General features: G+C 54.8%; 19 protein-coding genes and 1 pseudogene. 15 read left to right on the top strand and 5 right to left on the bottom strand.

Features of this window, described 5'->3' with window-relative positions; translation table 11 throughout:
• Nucleotides 1-119: 119 nt before the first annotated feature.
• The 3 genes from AC2FLG_RS06620 to AC2FLG_RS06610 are packed head-to-tail and all read right to left on the bottom strand — an operon-like array spanning nucleotide 120 to nucleotide 2,603.
• On the bottom strand, nucleotides 120-509 hold the full coding sequence (locus tag AC2FLG_RS06620; RefSeq protein WP_496693006.1) for a hypothetical protein: 390 nt from the start codon (nucleotides 507-509) through the stop codon (nucleotides 120-122).
• Nucleotides 510-555: 46 nt separating this feature from the next.
• Nucleotides 556-1,353, bottom strand: coding sequence for a M15 family metallopeptidase (locus AC2FLG_RS06615; protein WP_496701224.1), 798 nt, complete (start codon nucleotides 1,351-1,353; stop codon nucleotides 556-558).
• 38 nt (nucleotides 1,354-1,391) lie between these two features.
• A complete protein-coding gene (locus AC2FLG_RS06610; RefSeq protein ID WP_496705517.1) occupies nucleotides 1,392-2,603 on the bottom strand; it encodes a caspase family protein in 1,212 nt (403 codons plus the stop codon).
• A 367-nt stretch (nucleotides 2,604-2,970) separates the two neighbouring features.
• Between AC2FLG_RS06610 and AC2FLG_RS06605 the strand changes: the two genes are divergently transcribed.
• Nucleotides 2,971-3,366: a hypothetical protein gene (locus tag AC2FLG_RS06605; protein ID WP_496705515.1), complete on the top strand. Its 396-nt coding sequence runs from the start codon at nucleotides 2,971-2,973 to the stop codon at nucleotides 3,364-3,366.
• Between the two features lie 104 nt (nucleotides 3,367-3,470).
• Here the strand turns inward: AC2FLG_RS06605 and AC2FLG_RS06600 are convergent, their stop codons facing one another.
• Nucleotides 3,471-4,418, bottom strand: coding sequence for a DMT family transporter (locus tag AC2FLG_RS06600; RefSeq protein WP_334223312.1), 948 nt, complete (start codon nucleotides 4,416-4,418; stop codon nucleotides 3,471-3,473).
• A gap of 160 nt (nucleotides 4,419-4,578) precedes the next feature.
• Nucleotides 4,579-4,835, bottom strand: a pseudogene (locus AC2FLG_RS06595) (site-specific integrase); the annotation flags it as partial.
• A 143-nt stretch (nucleotides 4,836-4,978) separates the two neighbouring features.
• On the opposite strand from AC2FLG_RS06595, the gene ehuR reads away from it, so the two are divergent.
• From ehuR to AC2FLG_RS06525, 14 genes are all read left to right on the top strand, one after another.
• Nucleotides 4,979-6,373, top strand: coding sequence for a MocR-like ectoine utilization transcription factor EhuR (gene ehuR, locus AC2FLG_RS06590; protein WP_496705514.1), 1,395 nt, complete (start codon nucleotides 4,979-4,981; stop codon nucleotides 6,371-6,373).
• Between the two features lie 95 nt (nucleotides 6,374-6,468).
• Nucleotides 6,469-7,488 (top strand): TRAP transporter substrate-binding protein DctP, encoded by a 1,020-nt coding sequence (gene dctP / locus AC2FLG_RS06585; protein ID WP_496705512.1) that lies wholly within the window; start codon nucleotides 6,469-6,471, stop codon nucleotides 7,486-7,488.
• A gap of 138 nt (nucleotides 7,489-7,626) precedes the next feature.
• The gene (locus AC2FLG_RS06580; RefSeq protein ID WP_142637854.1) at nucleotides 7,627-8,199 is read left to right on the top strand and encodes a TRAP transporter small permease; all 573 of its coding nucleotides are present in this window, start codon (nucleotides 7,627-7,629) and stop codon (nucleotides 8,197-8,199) included.
• A gap of 2 nt (nucleotides 8,200-8,201) precedes the next feature.
• Complete coding sequence (locus tag AC2FLG_RS06575) at nucleotides 8,202-9,488, top strand: TRAP transporter large permease (RefSeq protein WP_281973145.1); 1,287 nt, start codon at nucleotides 8,202-8,204, stop codon at nucleotides 9,486-9,488.
• A 12-nt stretch (nucleotides 9,489-9,500) separates the two neighbouring features.
• Nucleotides 9,501-9,938, top strand: a complete 438-nt coding sequence (locus AC2FLG_RS06570) for a universal stress protein (protein ID WP_496701214.1) — start codon at nucleotides 9,501-9,503, stop codon at nucleotides 9,936-9,938.
• 8 nt (nucleotides 9,939-9,946) lie between these two features.
• Entirely contained in the window at nucleotides 9,947-10,711 is a 765-nt protein-coding gene (gene eutA, locus AC2FLG_RS06565; protein WP_496701212.1) for an ectoine utilization protein EutA, read from the top strand.
• Nucleotides 10,712-10,731: 20 nt separating this feature from the next.
• The gene (gene eutB, locus AC2FLG_RS06560) at nucleotides 10,732-11,721 is read left to right on the top strand and encodes a hydroxyectoine utilization dehydratase EutB (protein ID WP_496705509.1); all 990 of its coding nucleotides are present in this window, start codon (nucleotides 10,732-10,734) and stop codon (nucleotides 11,719-11,721) included.
• Between the two features lies 1 nt (nucleotide 11,722).
• Complete coding sequence (gene eutC, locus AC2FLG_RS06555) at nucleotides 11,723-12,715, top strand: ectoine utilization protein EutC (RefSeq protein WP_496705508.1); 993 nt, start codon at nucleotides 11,723-11,725, stop codon at nucleotides 12,713-12,715.
• Between the two features lie 15 nt (nucleotides 12,716-12,730).
• Complete coding sequence (gene doeA, locus AC2FLG_RS06550; RefSeq protein ID WP_496701207.1) at nucleotides 12,731-13,918, top strand: ectoine hydrolase DoeA; 1,188 nt, start codon at nucleotides 12,731-12,733, stop codon at nucleotides 13,916-13,918.
• A 3-nt stretch (nucleotides 13,919-13,921) separates the two neighbouring features.
• A complete protein-coding gene (gene doeB / locus AC2FLG_RS06545) occupies nucleotides 13,922-14,914 on the top strand; it encodes a N(2)-acetyl-L-2,4-diaminobutanoate deacetylase DoeB (protein ID WP_496705507.1) in 993 nt (330 codons plus the stop codon).
• A 23-nt stretch (nucleotides 14,915-14,937) separates the two neighbouring features.
• A complete protein-coding gene (locus tag AC2FLG_RS06540) occupies nucleotides 14,938-15,420 on the top strand; it encodes an Lrp/AsnC family transcriptional regulator (RefSeq protein WP_142637871.1) in 483 nt (160 codons plus the stop codon).
• Between the two features lie 112 nt (nucleotides 15,421-15,532).
• Nucleotides 15,533-17,008 carry an NAD-dependent succinate-semialdehyde dehydrogenase gene (locus AC2FLG_RS06535; protein WP_496705505.1) on the top strand — a complete coding sequence of 492 codons (1,476 nt, stop codon included), beginning with the start codon at nucleotides 15,533-15,535 and terminating at the stop codon, nucleotides 17,006-17,008.
• Between the two features lie 11 nt (nucleotides 17,009-17,019).
• Nucleotides 17,020-18,393 (top strand): aspartate aminotransferase family protein, encoded by a 1,374-nt coding sequence (locus AC2FLG_RS06530; RefSeq protein ID WP_496696767.1) that lies wholly within the window; start codon nucleotides 17,020-17,022, stop codon nucleotides 18,391-18,393.
• 184 nt (nucleotides 18,394-18,577) lie between these two features.
• Nucleotides 18,578-18,955 carry a hypothetical protein gene (locus AC2FLG_RS06525; RefSeq protein WP_496705504.1) on the top strand — a complete coding sequence of 126 codons (378 nt, stop codon included), beginning with the start codon at nucleotides 18,578-18,580 and terminating at the stop codon, nucleotides 18,953-18,955.
• The last annotated feature ends 131 nt before the right edge of the window (nucleotides 18,956-19,086 follow it).

Here is a 19,086-nt window from a genome sequence, read left to right as displayed (position 1 = left end):
GCGGGCCGTCGTCTCCTGGTTCGACATCCTCGTCCGCCTGTACAGATTCAAGAACACCGGAAAGTTCGGCTGCGCCCGGGTCCAGATCATTGGAACGCGTACGCCTAATCGACCGTTTGTCAGTTGGAGCAGTCAACGCGGACCTCAAATGTCAGTGTTTTGTCCTTTTCGAATTGCGCGGTTTCGACCTCGCGCGCAAGACAATCAAGCGCCGGTTCGGGTATTAGAAACGCCTGGTCCAGCTGCACCGGCCCCCCTCCATCGGTTTGCACGTCCGGAAGCGCAGTCGCACTGCGATCTAAACCACATGCGGACAAATCAACAAGGTGCACCTCTGAGTTGTTCTGTGATGCCGCCAAGCGTTCGTCGTTCAGCCGCTTGAGATAGCATTTCGCGAGCAGTTCGTTCAAAGTGACCTTTTCGGCGCAAAACCCGCAATCCGCAAAAACCGGCGGTGCGACGAGGGCACACGCGATGCAAATGGAGGCCGCTGATGTCAGGTTCTTCATTGTGTGTGTCCACCCAGGAGTCTTGACAGACAAGGATAAGCGCGACTCAGTTGTTTTGTGAACCCGTTTTGAGGCGTGCGTATAAGATGAGTTCGGGTCGGTACTCAAAGTGCATTCCATCGAAGTGGTGCCATTTGCCTCCCCAGATAAACCCAAAGCGTTCCATTTGCTGAACGAGCGCAACTGGGTATTGATTTTCGTAGGCCCCGGCGTTGCCTTCAGGAGCGCCTGACCAGCGCCAATAGCCGCCAAGCTGCGTGTTGAAGTCGACCGCGATACCAAAACTGTGCGCGCTTAGCCGTGGCGTGCCAGCGATACGACGCCAGTTAAAGCTTCCGCCGACTTGGGTGAAATATGGGTCAAAATCCTCACCACTGGCAGCCATCGCATCGAACGCAGCTTGTAATTGATGTGCAGCGCAGTGGTGGCTGTTCAAGGCAAAACGGGCGCGGCGCTTCGGCCCCTGGTATTCTGCGCGCCAGAGCCGGGCTGCAACCTGAGTTTCTGTTTGCCCATAAAGTGCGCGGAAGAAGGCGTCGTTGCGGGCGCGGCCTGGGTCGAACCAGGGTGTGTCACGCGCCGCGAGGTCAAAGGTCAACGGATAAATCTGCGCGAACTGGTCGATGATGGAGGCGTTCGCCAGCCGTTCCTTCGGCGGACCGTTATGAGCCGCGCCAAGTGGCAGCGTCTGGCCGCCCGTTGTCAGCGTTTTCGCTGCTTCGTCGACGGTCAGGCCGGGATATGCGGTCTCAAGTGCTGTGGCGATTGCGGACCGACCCTGCGGTAATGGCATCGCCAGAAAATCGCGGGGGACGCAGCCATCTGCACGCGCAAAACTCGGCAAGAGTCCAAGCGCAAGAGAGACAGCGACTAGCCGCGATATTAGCATCCATTGGCCCTTTCGAGCGCTTGCAGACGCTGCACCTCGCCTTGTTCGGCTGCTGTCAGGCGCGGGTTTCGAGTGGTGCATTGGCTTGTGTCAAAGGCAGCCCGCGCACGCGTGGACTGAAAGCAGAAGCCGTTGTTATGAAAGATGAGGTTGCGCGAGTACCAAAGCTGTTCGCAGGTGCTGGGCGGCGAAGGCACTGGTGCCACGGCCCTTTCGGCGGGTTGGGTAGCGGCACTGAGCGTGTCGATCCGGTCCTGAGCAGCGGCGGCATAGATGGGGCAGCCCGCGTGCATGGTCATGAACGCTTCCAGCGCGGAGGTGCTAGACGTGGTTTGTAGCACCTCCCAGTCAGCGCGTGCCGCGTCGCATGGGCTGATCGGAGGGGCAGAGGGTTGGGGCGTTGGAACAGTTACTGGGAGCGGGGCGGGGCCGCCGCGCTCAAAGGTAAATGTGCCCTGTAGCTGGTCGTAGTAAGCTGGGAACTGGTTGTGGTTCACACTGGCAGCCAGTTTACGCACGTCGGTCCGCACAAGGCGCACTAGCTCGTTCAGAGGTAGGCCGGGTGTGGTCATCCGCTCCAGCAGGGAGCGAGTGAAGACCGAGTTGGGGTTTGGGTCATTGTCCGACAGTCGGTCCAGCGCAGTCTGGCCTGTACCGGCAGAAAAGAGGACGAAGGCCCCTTCGGCCGGTTCCATTCGCGATAGCCCGCTCGAGCGGCCCACGGACCGGGTACCTTGGGTGGGGAATGGGTTGTCGCGGCAGGCATCGAGTATCATCAGTGCCACGCGCGCACCGCGGGACTGGATTACATCAAGGATCTGGTCAGCAGCGATGCTTTCGCCGGTCACAAAATCTTCTTCGCCCGGACGCACTTGGGGTACGTCGGTGGGCAGCAGGTAATTGCGACCTTCTACTTCGATGCCGTGTCCTGCAAAGTAGAACACTACCTCGTCGCCAGGACTGATCTGGCGAGAGAAATCTACAAGGCCGCGCCGCAGGTCCAGCCGCTCGGGGTCGATCAGTTCGGTGACCACAAATCCGAGTTCGCTCAGCGTGGCAGAGACGGCTCGAGCGTCATTGCCTGCCTTTTGCAGGTCGTTAATATTTTCATAGCTGTCGATCCCAATAACCATCGCCAGCCGTTCCTCGGCAGTGGCGAGCGAACCGCATAGCAGTGTGGCGGCGATCCACATAAATAAACGCAAAACGGTCTCCTTAACGTTTGTCGTACCGCTCTGAATTTAAGGCTAACGTGTGTGTGAGGTCGTGTCCAACTTCACCTAGAAAGCCGGGCGGAGCGTTGTCCACATTTTTGACAATGTCGACATCCACAGAAATGGATGATGCAAATCATTGCTTTCGCTGCTGCGCTGAAGTTGGATGTCCGCTCCGACGCGCAGAATCTCTCTGGAACCAGCCAAGTTCCAGCCGTGCGGTGCCATTAATTTGGGGCAACGTAGTGGTTTGAGGGTGCCGGTGTTTCTGCTTCTTTGATCTGCGTTCAGACGCGCTTATTGAGAACTTTGAACCAAAGATATATTTTGACCGGATTGCGAACGAAAAGGAAAGTTCATGATCAGAACTACTGCACTGACGCTCTTAGCTCTCCTCTCGGCAACCTCGGCATTCGCAACTGTCGGGCTGTATTGCGAGGCCCCTGATGGATTAGGCGCTGTATTTGATGTCGGATTGGGAACTGTCCCTGGTCTCGCAGTTGTAAGCGCGACCATTCACGCAGACGGCAAACACTGGAGTCTTACTGAAGTCGATGGTGCGATACCAATCATCGTGGCACAGGGGGCCGATGTCGATATGCGTACTGTAATCGACTTTGCCGATCCCGAATACAGTCGGATCGTTGCCTCGGTTCGATTGATAACCGCTGTCGAAGGAGACAAATCCGTCACTGTAGGCACGCTCACGATTCCGGAAATCGGTGCCTTCCCGCTGGTTTGTGAAGGGCCGTAGCCGTTCGATGTTGTGCAATGTACCGGGGGCTAGCTCGGCGGAAGCGGTGATCCCAAATTCTGCTTTGCTTAAATGTCTGAAATGGGCCGCGAGAGAGAGTAGTTTTAGATTGGAGGTGCTGCACGTTCTGTGACCAATTGTCTGGCTACGACTCTTTCACGATGAATCATGTACAACCCTGCACTGATGATGATTGCAATACCAAGTAGGCTAAGCGTGTTCGGAAAGTCATTGAAGACAAGATAGCCGAACAGGGTCGCTACCGGCAGCTCAAAGTATTGCAAAGGTGCCAATGTGGCTGAAGGCGCGAACGAAAGCGCATAGGTCATCATCATGTGGCTCACCGTTGCAAAAAAACCAGCTCCCAACAGCCACAACAAAGCGATGTCTGTCGGCCAAACAGGATCGAACAGCTCCGAACCAGAGCCTTGCGCAAATATTAAGATTGGAATGGAAAACAGGCTGGCAATCAGGCCAGTGTGGAATTGCAGAGCCACGGGATGCATCCGACGTGACAATCCTCGCGTCACAAGAATGTAGAAAGCGAAAGCAACTGCCGTACCAAGCGGAATTATTGCAACCGCGCCGAAGGCCGCGAAACTGGGCTGGATGACGAACATTACTCCAACAAACCCGACAAGAGCTGCCCCGACACGACGCGGACCTACGTCTTCACCAAGGTAAAACTTACCAACCAACAAGACAATGAACGGGGCCACAAACACGATTGCCAACGCATCGGCGAGTGGCATCACACGGATGGCAGCAATGAAGCAAAAAGTTGCGAACAGCAAAAGTAATGAGCGGAATGCGAGTACGATCAATTTGCCTCGCGCTACATGCAACGACAGCCCCATTATCCAGACGAACGGGGCCATCAACACGCACTGCACTACAAAGCGAGCAGCCGTAATCTGCCCAACTGGTACGCTAGCCGACGCGAGTTTTGCAGCTACGTCCAGCAAAGGAGCGGTGAGGCAAAATCCAAGCATCAGTGCAACTCCTGCAAGGATGCGATCCGTAGATTGAGGTATGGAATCAGCCGAGGACATCTCATCTTGTAGAAACGTCGCTAAACGCGTGTCTGTTCTCTATGCGACGCGGAGCAAAAATCCCTCAACTTGCGAGTTGGGGGTGGGTTAGAATTTGCGCTAGCAACGAACAGCAGGTTCGATGAGATGCGCAGCAGCAGATGGCCGGTTCAAAATTGGTCTACAAGCTCTTGATCTCGATTGCTGCTGCGATGGCAAAGGCGTCTTCAAGCTCGACGCTCAGATGCCGAACCGTGCTTACCATCTTTGCATGACCCAAGAGCAACTGAATCGCCCGAAGACTTCCTGTCTTTTCTTGTAGAACTGCGTGACTTTGGTCCGGCGCATTGATGGAGTTCCTTAGGCGCTGGCCTCGAAGCCAATGGGCTTCATCCAGTCCCGGACAATCCGCGCATACTGACGTGTTGAGATCTTCAGGAAAACTAAGTGATAGATCCACGGTCAGAGCAATTACTTTCTTTTCAAGGGAGACACATAGAAAAAGCTGTAATTCCGACCCCTGTGAAGCTCTTGGTGATTGATCTGCTTGTTCGCGAATTCGAATTGGTTACTATTGTCGCATGACAAATTGGAAACCATCCCGAGATACGCTGAGTTCACCGCTGCATACGAGCCTTGCCACGATGATTGCAGGCGCGATCGAAGACGGCAGTTTGTCACCTGGACAGAAATTACCCACACACCGGAAACTGGCCGATGACCTGAGGTTGAGCGTTAATACCGTCAGCAAAGCTTACGACATTCTGCGTCGCCAAAACCTGATCGATGGTCAGATTGGGCGTGGCAGCTATGTTGTCGACACTGACAAAACCGACGGACAGCCATTCAAGTTAGAGTCAGAACCTCGAAACTTGTTCGACATGTCGATTTCGCGCCCCTTGTTTAATGGCCTGCATGTTGAGGCGATGCAATCAACGCTGAGGACTTTGCATGCCGGGCTCGACCCGGCCATATATCTTTCTACACGTCCGAATGTAGGCCACGAGACTCACCGAAAAACGGGAGTCAAATGGCTTTCACATTGCGGCCTTGAAACAAATGCAGATTCAGTCCTCATGACGAACGGGGTAACGCATGGAATGTCGGCAGCAATGTCTGCGATATTGCGTCCTGGCGACGTCATTCTGTCGGATATGGTCACGCATCACCTCTTGGTTTCGAGTGTCGCATATTTCGGATACCGACATGTTGGCCTTGAAACTGATGAGCACGGAATCCTGCCCGATGCATTGGAAAAGGCGTGCGTTGATAAGGCCCCTAAGGCCTTGTATTTATTGCCATCTCTTGCCAACCCTAATGTACATATGATGCCAGAGGAACGTCGGCGCCAAATTGCTGCAATCGCCCGCAAACATAGGCTGCATATTATTGAAAACGATGCGTTTGGTCCGGTCGCAGCGGATCGCCAGCCGCCTGTTTCGATGTTCGCACCAGAACTGTCGGTCTACCTGACAACGTTCACCAAATGCACGGTCAGCGGGTTGCGTGCGGGTTATGCCGTTGCTCCGGACCATTTGCTTCCTGCATTGACAGCGAGACTGATCGTATTTGGTTGGATGGCAACGCCGCTGATCTGCGAACTTGCCTCACGCTGGGTGGAAGATGGCACAGCACAAGCGCTGGCGGTTTGGCAGCGCGCAGAAATAGTCAAGCGGTATCACATAGCAACGCAAGAGCTTGCTGGTTTTAAATGGACGGGCCATCCGGCCAGTTTGCATCTTTGGTTGCAGCTCCCTCCAGATTGGGATTCCAACAGTTTTGTCGCCCATGCCCGCGAACTAAATGTTGCGGTGTCCCCCGAAAGCCCATTCCTTTCTCCCAAGGCTACCCCAACAAATGCAGTGCGCATTTCGGTGGGAAGCATTCGCGAAATCGAACGTTTTCGCCAAGCTCTGAAGCTTCTGGCCGGTTTACTTTTGCGCCCACGCGAGCCTTTGCCGCAATTCGCTTACTAGAATGTAGCGCAACAATATAATAATTGACTCGCAGTACAATCTTCGGGATGTGGTGGAACATCACTAACAAAGAAGGTGATATCTGGGAGGATATGATGACCAAGACTGCACGTTTTACCCTGCGCGTCTGCGCACCCCTTGCTGCTGCATTGCTAACCTCAACTGCCGCTTATGCGGACAATTGGCGCTATGCTATGGAAGAGGGGCTGACAGATCCGCAAGGCCTGTACGCCACCAAGTTCAAAGAGGAAATCGAAGCCAACTCGGATCACACAGTCCAGATTTATCCTGTGGGTACGCTTGGTGAATCGGCCGACGCCATGGAGCAGGCCCAGGCTGGATTGCTGCAGTTCATTGATCAATCTCCAGGTTTCACCGGTGCGTTGATCCCAGAGGCCGAAGCCTTTCTGGTGCCATATATCCAGCCGACGGACCCTCAAGTCGTGCACAAGTTTTTCAAAGAAGGCGTCGCTGTAAACGAGATGTTCCACGATATCTATCGCGAACAGGGATTGGAATTGTTGTCGGTGTTCCCGGAAGGTGAAATGGTGGTCACCACAATGGAGGAATTTCGGACACCTGCCGATTTGGAAGGTATGAAAATTCGGACCATGACCTCACCATTGCTTTTGGAGACTTACACGGCCTTTGGCGCTTCCCCGATTGCTATGCCTTGGGGCGAGCTGATCGGCGGACTGAAAACTAAAATGGTTGACGGGCAAGAAAACCCGGCAATTTGGATCGAGGCCTATGATCTGGATAACCTGACTAATGTGATGACCTATACCGGACATGGTCAGTACACGACTGCTGTGATGGCAAATGCAGAGTTTTACGACGCGCTAAGCGATACGGACAAAGAACTTGTTCAGAATGCGTCGCAAGTCGCACTCGATTATATTCTTGATGTTGCCGTCGAACTGGATGCAACCGGTCTGGCAAAAATTCAGGAGAGCAATCCGGGTTACACAATAAACCGGCTAACCGAGGAAGAGCGTGCACCCTTTAAAGAACGTGCAAAAGCGGTCGAAGCAGCCTTTGTCGAAAGAGCGGGCGAACGTGGCGCTGCCATCCTCGAGCAAATGAAGAAGGATCTAGCGGCTGCGCAGCAGTAGCGCTTTGCCACAGGCATCCATCACGTTTGCGATGTGTTCATCTGAAAAATCGGTGCAGGCCCAGAACCATAGTTCGGGCCTGCAATTTGGAAATAGTAAACCGGCGATCAGCCTATATTGCGAATGTTCGGGGGGAATATGAGCGAAACGACGCAGAAAAAGTCGGGCCTTGCCGGAATTGTTGATGGCATTGACAAGGGGATCGCTGCGCTTGAGCGGGTGATCATGGCCACAGGCGTCATTCTGATGGCAGTCAACACCATCGCAAATGTCATCAGCCGGTTTGTTTTCAACCACTCCATTATATTCGCCGAAGAGTTGAACAGTATATTCATATTGTTGGTGACATTTGCTGGTATCGGCTACGCCGCGCGCCATGGTCGGCATATCCGCATGTCCGCCATCTCAGACGCGTTACCCGAACGGGTCAGAAAAATCTTGATGGTTGTAGTCACGGGAGTCACCGCTGTGCTGTTGCTGCTCTTGGCGTGGTACGCTGTGCAATACATCATCAGCATGTACGCCAAGGGGCGGGTCTATCCTGCCCTCGGATTCCCTGTTTATCTCAGCTACATCTGGGTGCCGATTGGGCTGTTTGTGACCGGGGTTCAATACGCGCTCACTTTCATCAAAAATCTTCAGGAACCTGAAATCTACCTGTCAACTGATCTGCGAGAAGCAGATGCGCGGGAACTGGAAGTGGAGCTTTAACCATGGCACTCTTAATGTTTTCCGCAATGGTTGTCCTGCTGCTTATGGGTTTCCCGATGATGGTACCCCTCATTGCCGGCGCGTTCATCGGCGTGATCGAGTTGTTTGGCACAATCGACAAAACTGAGTTTATGATTCAGCAAATGTTGGGTGGTATCCGGCCCTCTTCATTGATCGCCGTGCCTATGTTCATTCTGGCAGCGGATATCATGACACGTGGCCAGTCCGCAGGGCGGCTGATTGATATGGTCATGGCCTTTGTTCGCCATGTTCGAGGGGGGTTGGCCGTCAGTACAGCTGCGGCTTGCGCATTGTTCGGTGCCGTGTCCGGGTCCACCCAAGCCACGGTCGTTGCGGTGGGAACGCCACTCAGGCCCCGAATGCTGAAAGGTGGCTACAAGGATTCTTTCATTTTGGCCCTGATCGTCAACTCAAGTGACATCGCGTTCCTGATCCCGCCCAGTATTGGTATGATCATCTACGGTGTAGTTGCCAAGGCCTCCATCCCTGAACTGTTCATCGCGGGCATCGGGCCCGGATTGTTAATCCTGTTCATGTTCTCGGTCTACAGTATGATCTACGCCAAAATAAATGACGTCCCCACTGAACCGGCCGCCACATGGTGCGAACGCGCGGTAGCGGTTAGACGGGCCTTGTGGCCGCTGGGTTTCCCGGTTCTGATCATCGGCGGCATCTTCTTCGGCATTTTCAGCCCGACCGAAGCCGCAGCAATCAGCGTGGCCTATGCGGTGTTGCTGGAAGTCTTCATTTTCAAAACAATGAAAATCACCGGCCTATACCAGGTCGCCCTGTCAACGGGCATGGTAACGGCGGTAGTTTTTATTTTGGTGGGTGCAGGTGCTGCCTTTGCCTGGGTTCTGTCATTCGCGCAGATACCGCAACAGATATTGGGCGCTCTTGGCATTGATGAAATGGGGCAGATCGGCGTCCTATTCACAATTGCGATTGCGTTCTTCATCGGCTGTATGTTCGTGGATCCCATCGTGGTCATCTTGATCTTTGTTCCGATCTTTGCGCCCGTGGTCGAGAAAACCGGGCTGGACCCAATTCTGGTCGGCACTTTGATCACATTGCAGGCCGCCATCGGCTCGGCCACCCCGCCGTTCGGATGCGATATCTTCACAGCGGTTGCGGTGTTCAAACGTCCCTATCTGGAAGTAATCAGAGGAACGCCGCCTTTCGTGATCATGCTTTTGAGTGTCTCGGTCTTGATGATCTTCTTCCCGCAGGTGGCACTGTTTTTGCGCGACATCGCCTTTAACAAATAAAAGGAGCGACAAATGTTCAAATCAATACTCGCTGCTTTCGACGGGTCTGAAGGATCAGAGGCCGCCCTTCGCAAAGCCGCTGAATTGGCTAAGTTGTGTGATGCGGAAATGTTGGTACTGACGCTCTACCGTCATCATTCGATACTGGAAGGATCGATGTATGTCATCGATGCAGAAAAGCCCGATGATATTGACGGGATCATGCGCGATCACGCAAAGGAAACTGCTGAACGCGGCGCGTCCATTGCGCACGAGGCAGGGTGCGAGAGCATCCGGGCCTTTGTCAAAGGCGGGCCAACGGCGCGGACTATCGTCAGCTTTTCCAAAGAACATGAGAATGACCTGATCGTCATGGGCAGCCGGGGATTGGGATCGATTGAGGGCTATTTGCTGGGCAGCGTCTCTCACAAAGTGACCAGCCTTGCGCAATGCCCGGTTCTGGTGGTGTGAGGATGGCAATGGCTTTGGATATACAATCTTCGACCTCGTCTGTGGCTCTCGCGCTGGATGCTCGCCCTGTCACACATCGTATCGGGTTGGTCACGCTGGCCACGGATCATACGACGGAAACTGACTTCGCACGCATTCTGCAAGGGCATGATGTGGGCGTATATGTAAACCGGATCGGGTTTGAAAACCCAACCACACATGAAAGCCTTTTGAAGACAGGGCCGCTGCTGACCGATGCCGCAGCAGAGATCCTGCCTGGCGAGGCGCTAGATGTATTGGTCTATGGATGCACGGCAGCTTCGGTAGTTTTGGGGAACGACAAAGTGGCCGAGCACATGAACAGCGCAAAGCCGGGCACGCCATGCGTCACACCCAGCTCGGCAGCCTTTGATGCATTTGAGGCTTTGGGGGTAAAAAAAGTAAGCGTTCTTACGCCCTATACGCAGGATGTGACGGATTCTCTGGTCACCTATTTCTCGCAACACGGCCTCGACGTGGTGAACGCTGTTTGCTTTGGATTGTCCGATGATCGCGACATGGCGCGCGTCTCAATGGACAGCATTATCGAAGGTGGTGTTGCTGCGTGCGATCCCGATGCTGATGCGCTTTTTATTTCCTGTACGGCGGTGCGTGCCGCCCCATGTGTCGCACAATTGGAGGCCCGACTTGGCAAACCGGTTGTTACCTCCAATCAGGCGATGGTTTGGCGCTGCATGAGGCATCTTGGGATTACTTCGGATTATCCCGCGGGCGGTATGTTGTTCAGTAAATAGGAAAAAAGTCAGGACAAGAGATGAGCTCTGAAATCACACTTCAGGATAGTTTTGCTGCGCGCGCGCGGATCGCACAGTCGATCCGGGTCACACCGACGGTGTCCTCAGACGCGCTGAGCAAAGCCACGGGCGGTGATATTCGCCTCAAGCTGGAGCAAGGCCAGATTACCGGCAGTTTCAAGCTGCGCGGGGCATCCAATGCTGTGTTGTCACTTAGCGATGCGCAGCGCGCCAAAGGTGTGGTGGGAGTATCGACGGGCAATCACGGGCGCGGTTTGGCCTATGCGGCAAAGCAGGCCGGGGTGCGGTGCATCATCTGCATGTCCGAGCTGGTTCCACAAAACAAAGTGGATGGGATCAAGGCGCAGGGCGCAGAGGTGCGCATTGTCGGGCGTTCTCAGGATGACGCACAGGTAGAAGTTGACAGGCTGGTCGCCGATGGGATGGTCATGCTTCCCCCGTTTGATCATCGCGATATCATTGCCGGGCAAAGCACCGTTGCACTGGAAATGCTGGAACAATCCCCGGATCTTGAAACGGTTCTGGTGCCGCTGTCGGGCGGCGGACTGATTTCCGGCGTCGGGATGGTGATGAAGGCGGTTAATCCGCAGGTCCGCGTTATCGGAATTTCGATGGAGCGCGGGGCGGCTATGTATGAAAGCCAGAAGGCGGGGAAACCGGTTCTGGTCGAAGAACTGTCGACACTGGCCGACTCGCTGGGCGGTGGGGTTGGATTGGACAACCAGCACACTTTTGCCATGACTCGTGCCTTTGTTGATGATCTGATTCTTGTGGCCGAGACCGAGATTGCTGCTGCCATCCGTCACGCCTATTGGCAGGAACGTCAGATCATTGAAGGGTCCGGCAGTGTCGGCATTGCCGCGCTTCTGGCGGGAAAAATCAAAGACCCAGGTCGGTGCGTCGCGCTGATCTCGGGGCAAAACATCGACATGCAGCTGCATCACCGGATCATTTCCGGCGAAGATGTAGATGTGACGGCGGAGGGCTAAAATGGCGCAGATTAAAATTCTGACAGAAGCCGAATTGCGCGATCTGGTGCCGCTCGATATCGATGCAGTGGACTGCATCGAACAGGGCTTTTCGACGCTGGCCGGGGGCAAAGTGGTCATGCCGCCAATCATGACACTGATGGTTCCAGATCATAACGGTGAGGTATGTGTAAAGTCCGCCTATGTCCCGGGCATCGACAGCTTTGCCATGAAGATGAGTCCTGGCTTTTTCGATAATCCCAAGCTGGGCCTGCCCAGCACATCAGGCTTGATGGTGCTATTCTCAAGCACCACTGGCGTTCTGGAAGCTTTACTTCTGGATAATGGTTATCTCACGGATGTGCGCACCGCCGCTGCGGGAGCGGTATCTGCGCGCCACCTTGCGCGCGAGGACGCGACACGCGCGTGTATCATCGGTGCTGGTGTGCAGGCGAAGCTACAACTCAAGGCGCTGACCCTTGTGCGCGGGATCGAAAGCGCTGTGATTTGGGCGCGGGATGCGGCCAAGGCCGAAACCTTGGCTTCCAGCCTTCGCGAAGAACTTGGGGTCGACGTCACGGCCAGCACTGATAGGGCGGGATCCGTGTCCTCGGCAGATATCATCGTCACGACAACCCCTTCGGACATTCCGCTGATCAAAGCGGATTGGCTGCAACCGGGGCAGCTTGTCATTGCGATGGGTTCGGATCAGGAACACAAGGTCGAGCTTGACCCGGGTTGTCTTGCCAAGGCAACGCTCTATGTGCCCGACAGCCAAGCCCAATGCGCCCTCAAAGGCGAGCTGCGCAGCGCCATTGCGGTAGGCATTTTCCCGGCTGATGGCAGGTTTGCTGAACTGGGTGATATCACCTCCGACAAGACGCCGGGGCGACAATCCGACAGTGACATCATTATTGCTGACCTGACAGGTACGGGTGTCCAGGACACCGCCATTGCCACGCTTGCTCGCCAGCGCGCGGAAAACTCAGGCAAAGGCACCACGTTTTCAAGCTAACAACGGATTAACTCTATGCCAGAACCAAAACTCCATTTCTCACGCGATGAGTTCAGCCAGCGCATTGCAAAAACCCGCGCCGCCATGGCCGAACGTGGGCTTGACCTTCTGATCGTGACGGACCCTTCGAACATGAACTGGCTGACCGGCTATGACGGTTGGTCTTTCTACGTGCATCAATGCGTAGTGCTGAGTCTCACTGGCGAGCCGGTCTGGTACGGCCGTGGACAAGATGCCAATGGCGCGCTTCGCACCTGCTTTATGGATCCCGCCAATATCATCGGTTACCCGGACCATTATGTACAATCCACCGAACGTCACCCGATGGATTACCTGTCGGCACAGCTGGCCGATCGTAAGCTGGATAAGGGCCATATCGGCGTTGAGATGGACAACTACTGGTTCACAGCTGCGGCCTTTGCCGCGCTACAGCACCACATGCCAAATGCCAAATTTTCCGATGCGACTGCGTTGGTCAACTGGCAGCGTGCGGTAAAATCTGAAACCGAGCTGGAATATATGCGCCAAGCGGGCCGCATAGTGGGCCGTATGCATGAACGTATCTTTGAAAAGGTCGAGCCGGGCATCCGCAAATGCGATCTGGTGGCCGAAATCTATGATGCGGCCTTACGCTATGACGCACAGATCGGTGCGGGCGGAGACTATCCCGCGCTGGTGCCACTTTTGCCCTCAGGCGCGGATGCCTCAGCCCCGCATTTGACATGGGACGATCAGCCAATGAAATCCGGCGAAGGCACGTTTTTCGAGATCGCAGGTGTCGTCAAACGCTACCACTGCCCGCTGTCGCGCACGGTCTTTCTTGGAAAGCCCACGCAAACATTCCTCGACGCTGAAAAGGCTGTGCTTGAGGGCATGGAGGCCGGGCTGGAGGCTGCAAAAGAGGGCAACCTCTGTGAAGATGTCGCCATTGCCTTCTTCAGCGTGCTAAAGAAATACGGGATCACCAAAGATAACCGCACCGGTTACCCGATCGGTGTCAGCTACCCGCCCGACTGGGGTGAACGGACCTTCTCGCTTCGTCCCGGCGACAAGACGATTCTGCAGGAGAACATGACCCTGCATTTCATGACCGGCCTCTGGATGGAGGATTGGGGTTTTGAGATTACTGAAAGCATCCGCATCACCAGAACCGGCCATGAGTGCCTGGCCAACGTGCCCCGCAAAATGGTTGTGAAGGACTGAGTAATGACACCCAACCCAATTTCCCCGACGATCCCGCTGGATAGCGATGGTATCCACCACGGTTTCCTACGGCTGCCTTACAGCCGGGATGACAGTGCATGGGGGTCAATTATGATCCCGCTAACGGTTATCAAAAACGGAGATGGGCCTACGGCTTTGCTGACCGGCGCCAACCATGGCGATGAATATGAAGGGCCCGTGGCGTTGCAAGAACTGACGGTTACGCTAAAGCCCGAGGACATCACCGGACGTGTGATCATCGTGCCTGCCTTCAATTATCCCGCTTATCGCGCCGGGTTACGCACGTCCCCCATCGACAAAGGCAATATGAACCGTGCCTTTCCGGGCCGGCCAGATGGCACCCCAACCGAAAAGATTGCCGACTATTTCCAGCGCGTTCTTTTGCCAATGGCCGATATTGCGGTGGATTTTCACTCGGGCGGAAAAACGCTGGATTTCGTGCCCTTCGCGGCGGCCCATATCCTTGAAGATAAAGCCAATGAAACGGCCTGTTTCGCCGCGATGGCCGCCTTTAACGCCCCCTATTCGGTGCAGCTACTGGAGATCGACAATGTCGGAATGTACGACACCGCGGTCGAAGATATGGGTAAGGTTCTGGTTTCAACAGAATTGGGCGGTGGTGGCTCTGCCACAGCCAAGTCGATTGCCGTTGCAAAAAAGGGCCTGCGCAATGTGCTGATCCACGCAGGAATTCTGAAGGGCGAGATGCAGATTGATCCAACCGTGCGCCTGGATATGCCCGATGGTAACTGCTTCGTGTTCTCGGAAAACGATGGCCTCTACGAGCCGATGGTTGATCTTGGTGAACAGGTCAACCAAGGCGATGTTGTGGCCCGCATTTGGCCCGTTGATCGCACCGGGATTGCCCCGATTGAATACCGTGCCAAAGTTACGGGCCTTTTGATCAGTCGCCACTTTCCCGGTCTCATCAAAGCGGGCGATTGCGCGGCGGTGATCGGGTTGAACGTTGGATAACTTTATTCCCCGGAGGTGAGACCATGCGGCTCGACGCCCGCGATCTGGATATTCTACGGGTGCTTTCAACCGACGGGCGCATCACAAAAACGGCTTTGGCCGACCGCGTTGGCCTGTCGCCCACCCCCTGCTGGGAGCGGCTGAAAAAGTTGGAAAAAGCCGGGTTGATCAAGCGATATAGAGCCGAGATCAACCTGCGCAAACTTGGGCCACATGTAACTGTTTTTGTTGCGGCCGAACTGTCCGATCATACCGCTGCCAGCTTTCAGGCTTTTGAGGCCGCAATGCAACGCTATGAAGAAGTGTTGGCCTGCTGGGCGCTTGGCGGAGGATTTGATTACATCCTGCAAATCGTGACGCGCGATATCGATGCCTATCAACGCCTGATTGATGAAATGCTCAATGCTGACATTGGTCTGGAAAAATATTTTACCTATATTGTCACCAAACCAGTGAAGGGGCAGGGCGTTCCGCCGATTTCCCTCATTGCTGGATGGCAGGAGTAACCCTCTGCCTGAGAGATGGTTGACAGTAGAATACTCTGCTTTGGCCCTGAAATTTGGTCTCATCCTTTGCCTGTAATGCCCGACATTGTCGGGCATCGAGGGAGAGGTATCCATGAAAGACACTGCACTTTCTGCGCGCGATGATATTGCTGACAAATCTTTGGCGCGTAGTTTTTCCTATGTGAATGGTAAATGGTGTGCAGCTTCGTCGGGTTACACCATCCGCGTCACCGATCCGGCAACTGGCGATGTTATCGGTGAGGCCGCCAGCCTTTCGGCAGAGGAATCCTCTGCCGCCGTGGATGCGGCACAGGCCGCCTTTCCGACCTGGTCGGGCCTCTTGCCACAAGACCGATCCGCCATTCTGCGCCGTTGGTTCGACCTAATGCTGCACCACAAAGAAGATCTGGCACGGATCATGGTACTGGAACAGGGCAAGCCCCTGTCCGAGGCGCGCGGTGAAATTGATTATGCTGCGTCTTTTGTAGAATTCTACGCCGAAGAGGCCAAGCGACCCAATATTGAAGGCGTCACCAGCCATCTGCCCGATGCCGAGGTCGAGGTTTGGCTAGAGCCGGTCGGGGTGGTGGCAATGATCACACCGTGGAATTTCCCTGCTGCCATGCTGACCCGCAAAGCAGCAGCAGCCATGGCCGTGGGGTGTACGGTTGTGGCTCACCCCTCAGGTGAAACCCCGTTTTCGGCCCTCGCGTTGGCTGAACTGGCGGAAAAGGCGGGTATTCCGGCGGGCGTGTTCAACGTGGTCACCGGCCAGGCCTCGACCGTGGTCGAACCTTGGACGAAAGACACCCGTGTTCGGGCACTCTCGTTCACAGGCTCCACCGAAATCGGACGGTTACTTTACCGTCAGTCCGCCGACACAGTGAAAAAACTTGTAATGGAACTAGGCGGGCATGCACCGGTGATTGTGTTCAAAGGGGCCGATCTTGAAATTGCGGTTTCTGAAACGATCAAGGCCAAATTCGCCACATCCGGGCAGGACTGTCTTGGCGCCAATCGGATATTTGTGGAGCGCTCAATTTACGACGCATTCTGCTCGCAGTTCGCCGAAGCGACCCGCAGGCTGTCCCTTGGCATCGGTATGGACGACCCCGATATCGGCCCTCTGATGAATGAAAAGGCGGTTCAAAAGCAGGAAGAACATGTCGCCGATGCGCTGGCCAAGGGGGCCAAACTGGCGTGCGGAGGTGCAAGGGATCCTCTCGGCCCGCTGTTTTATCAGCCCACGGTTCTGACCGACGTGCCCGCCGATGCCGTGGTTATGTCAGAAGAAACATTTGGCCCTGTGGCGGCCATTGCGCCCTTTGATACCGAAGAAGAGGTGATCGCCCGGGCCAATGACACTGAATACGGTTTGGTTGCGTATCTGCACAGCCATGACCCACGCCGTATTTACCGCGTATCTCGTGCATTGCAATTTGGCATGGTGGCGGTGAATCGCACCAAGGTCACCGGCGCGCCGATCCCCTTTGGCGGCACCAAACAATCCGGTCTGGGCCGTGAGGGGGCAAGACGGGGAATGGAAGAGTTTACCGAAATCAAATATGTCTGCCGCGACTGGGCATGAGGAGTGAAAAGATGCTGAAGAACGATCAACTTGACCAATGGGACCGCGAGAACTTTTTCCATCCCTCCACTCATCTGGCCCAGCACGCGCGGGGCGAAACAGCGACCCGTGTGATCAAAACCGCAAGCGGGGTCCATATCGAAGACCGTGATGGTACCAAATTGCTGGACGCCTTTGCAGGACTTTATTGCGTGAATGTGGGCTATGGCCGTCAGGAAATTGCCGAAGCGATTGCGGATCAAGCCCGCGAATTGGCCTATTATCATTCCTACGTAGGCCACGGCACAGAAGCCTCCATCACCCTGTCCAAGATGATCCTTGATCGCGCGCCTTCGAACATGTCCAAGGTCTATTTCGGCCTGGGCGGTTCAGATGCAAATGAGACCAACGTCAAATTAATATGGTATTACAACAATATCCTGGGTCGCCCCGAAAAGAAAAAGATCATCTCGCGCTGGCGCGGGTATCATGGCTCGGGCCTTGTCACCGGGTCGCTGACTGGGCTGGAACTATTCCACAAAAAGTTCGATCTGCCGCTCACGCAGGTGGTTCATACCGAAGCGCCCTATTATTTCCGCCGCGATAATCTGGACCAAAGCGAAGCCGAATTCGTCGCGCATTGCGTTACTGAACTGGAGGCGCTGATTGAACGTGAAGGCGCTGATACAATCGCCGCGTTTATTGGCGAGCCGGTGTTGGGAACCGGCGGTATCGTGCCCCCGCCCGAAGGCTACTGGGCCGCCATCCAGACCGTATTGCGCAAGCATGACATCCTGTTGGTTGCCGATGAAGTTGTGACCGGGTTTGGCCGCCTGGGCAGCATGTTCGGGTCGGAGCATTACGGCTTGGAATCCGATATCATCACCATCGCCAAAGGCCTCACCTCGGCCTACGCACCGCTGTCAGGTTCGATTGTTTCGGAAAAAGTTTGGAAGGTGCTGGAACAGGGCACAGATGAAAACGGCGCCATCGGCCACGGCTGGACCTATTCGGCACACCCGATCGGGGCCGCGGCCGGTGTGGCAAACCTCAAATTGATTGATGATCTGAACCTGATCGAAAACGCAGGCAAAGTCGGCGCTTATCTGAAGCAGTCGATGAAGGATGCACTGTCAGCACACGCCAATGTCGGCGATGTGCGCGGCGAAGGAATGTTGTGCGCGGTCGAGTTCGTGAAGGATAAAGATAGCCGCACCTTCTTTGACTCCGCGGACAAGATCGGCCCGCAAGTCTCAGCCGCTCTTTTGGCACAGGATAAGGTCATCGCACGCGCTATGCCGCAAGGCGACATCTTGGGCTTCGCGCCACCGTTTTGCCTGAGTCGTGAAGAAGCTGATACCGTCGTCGCGGCAACTCTGCGCGCGGTTACAGCAGTATTGGGCTAGGGGATGTCTGTCTCGCCCATCCTTGGCTGAGTTGACAGCGGTAAACATTACCGCATCAAACTCTGGGGTGGGCGCAGCACTCGATTGAGACCGCTTTGATTTGGCAATATTGCCTGGATCAGGCCGCAATTCCAAGATTCCTTACTATACGGCCCAATCCGGTCAAAGCGGCCAGGATTGAAACTTGAAACAAGCACACGTCACTATTGTCGCAATGTGCTACAGACCAGGTATTATCAATCATGGGTGGAGCGGCGGAAAAGTCCGCAACGTGTGGGTTGCCATTCCTGTAGCCAGACAGACGATGAAGCAGGAAGAGCTCAAGCGGAAGTTGGAAGATTTCGAAGTTCCGCAAAGGAATTTTGAAGAGATGTTCGAACCGGTCGCCAAAATTCCGTCAAAATCTTGGAAAGTATGGAAAAAAAGCGACTATAGGGGCAAGAGAGCGCTGCTTAGAATGCTATTTGTTCAGAAGGGAAGTTACTCTTCCAAATCGGATCTTCGAACCGGTGAATTATCTTTTCCATTCAGATTCTTAAGTGACGCAAATTATCTGAATTAGGTTTTGGTGGAGCCTAGGGGAAACGCCGCCGAACGCCTAATGCACTGATAGTAAACACTATTGTAGTGTGTTGGTTTATGGTATGTCTCACCTTAGTGTCACACTTTTAAGTGCGCAATCCTCAACACCCA

This window comes from Ruegeria sp. CDSA193, assembly GCF_059611885.1.
This window is presented reverse-complemented; position numbering and strand designations above follow the sequence as displayed.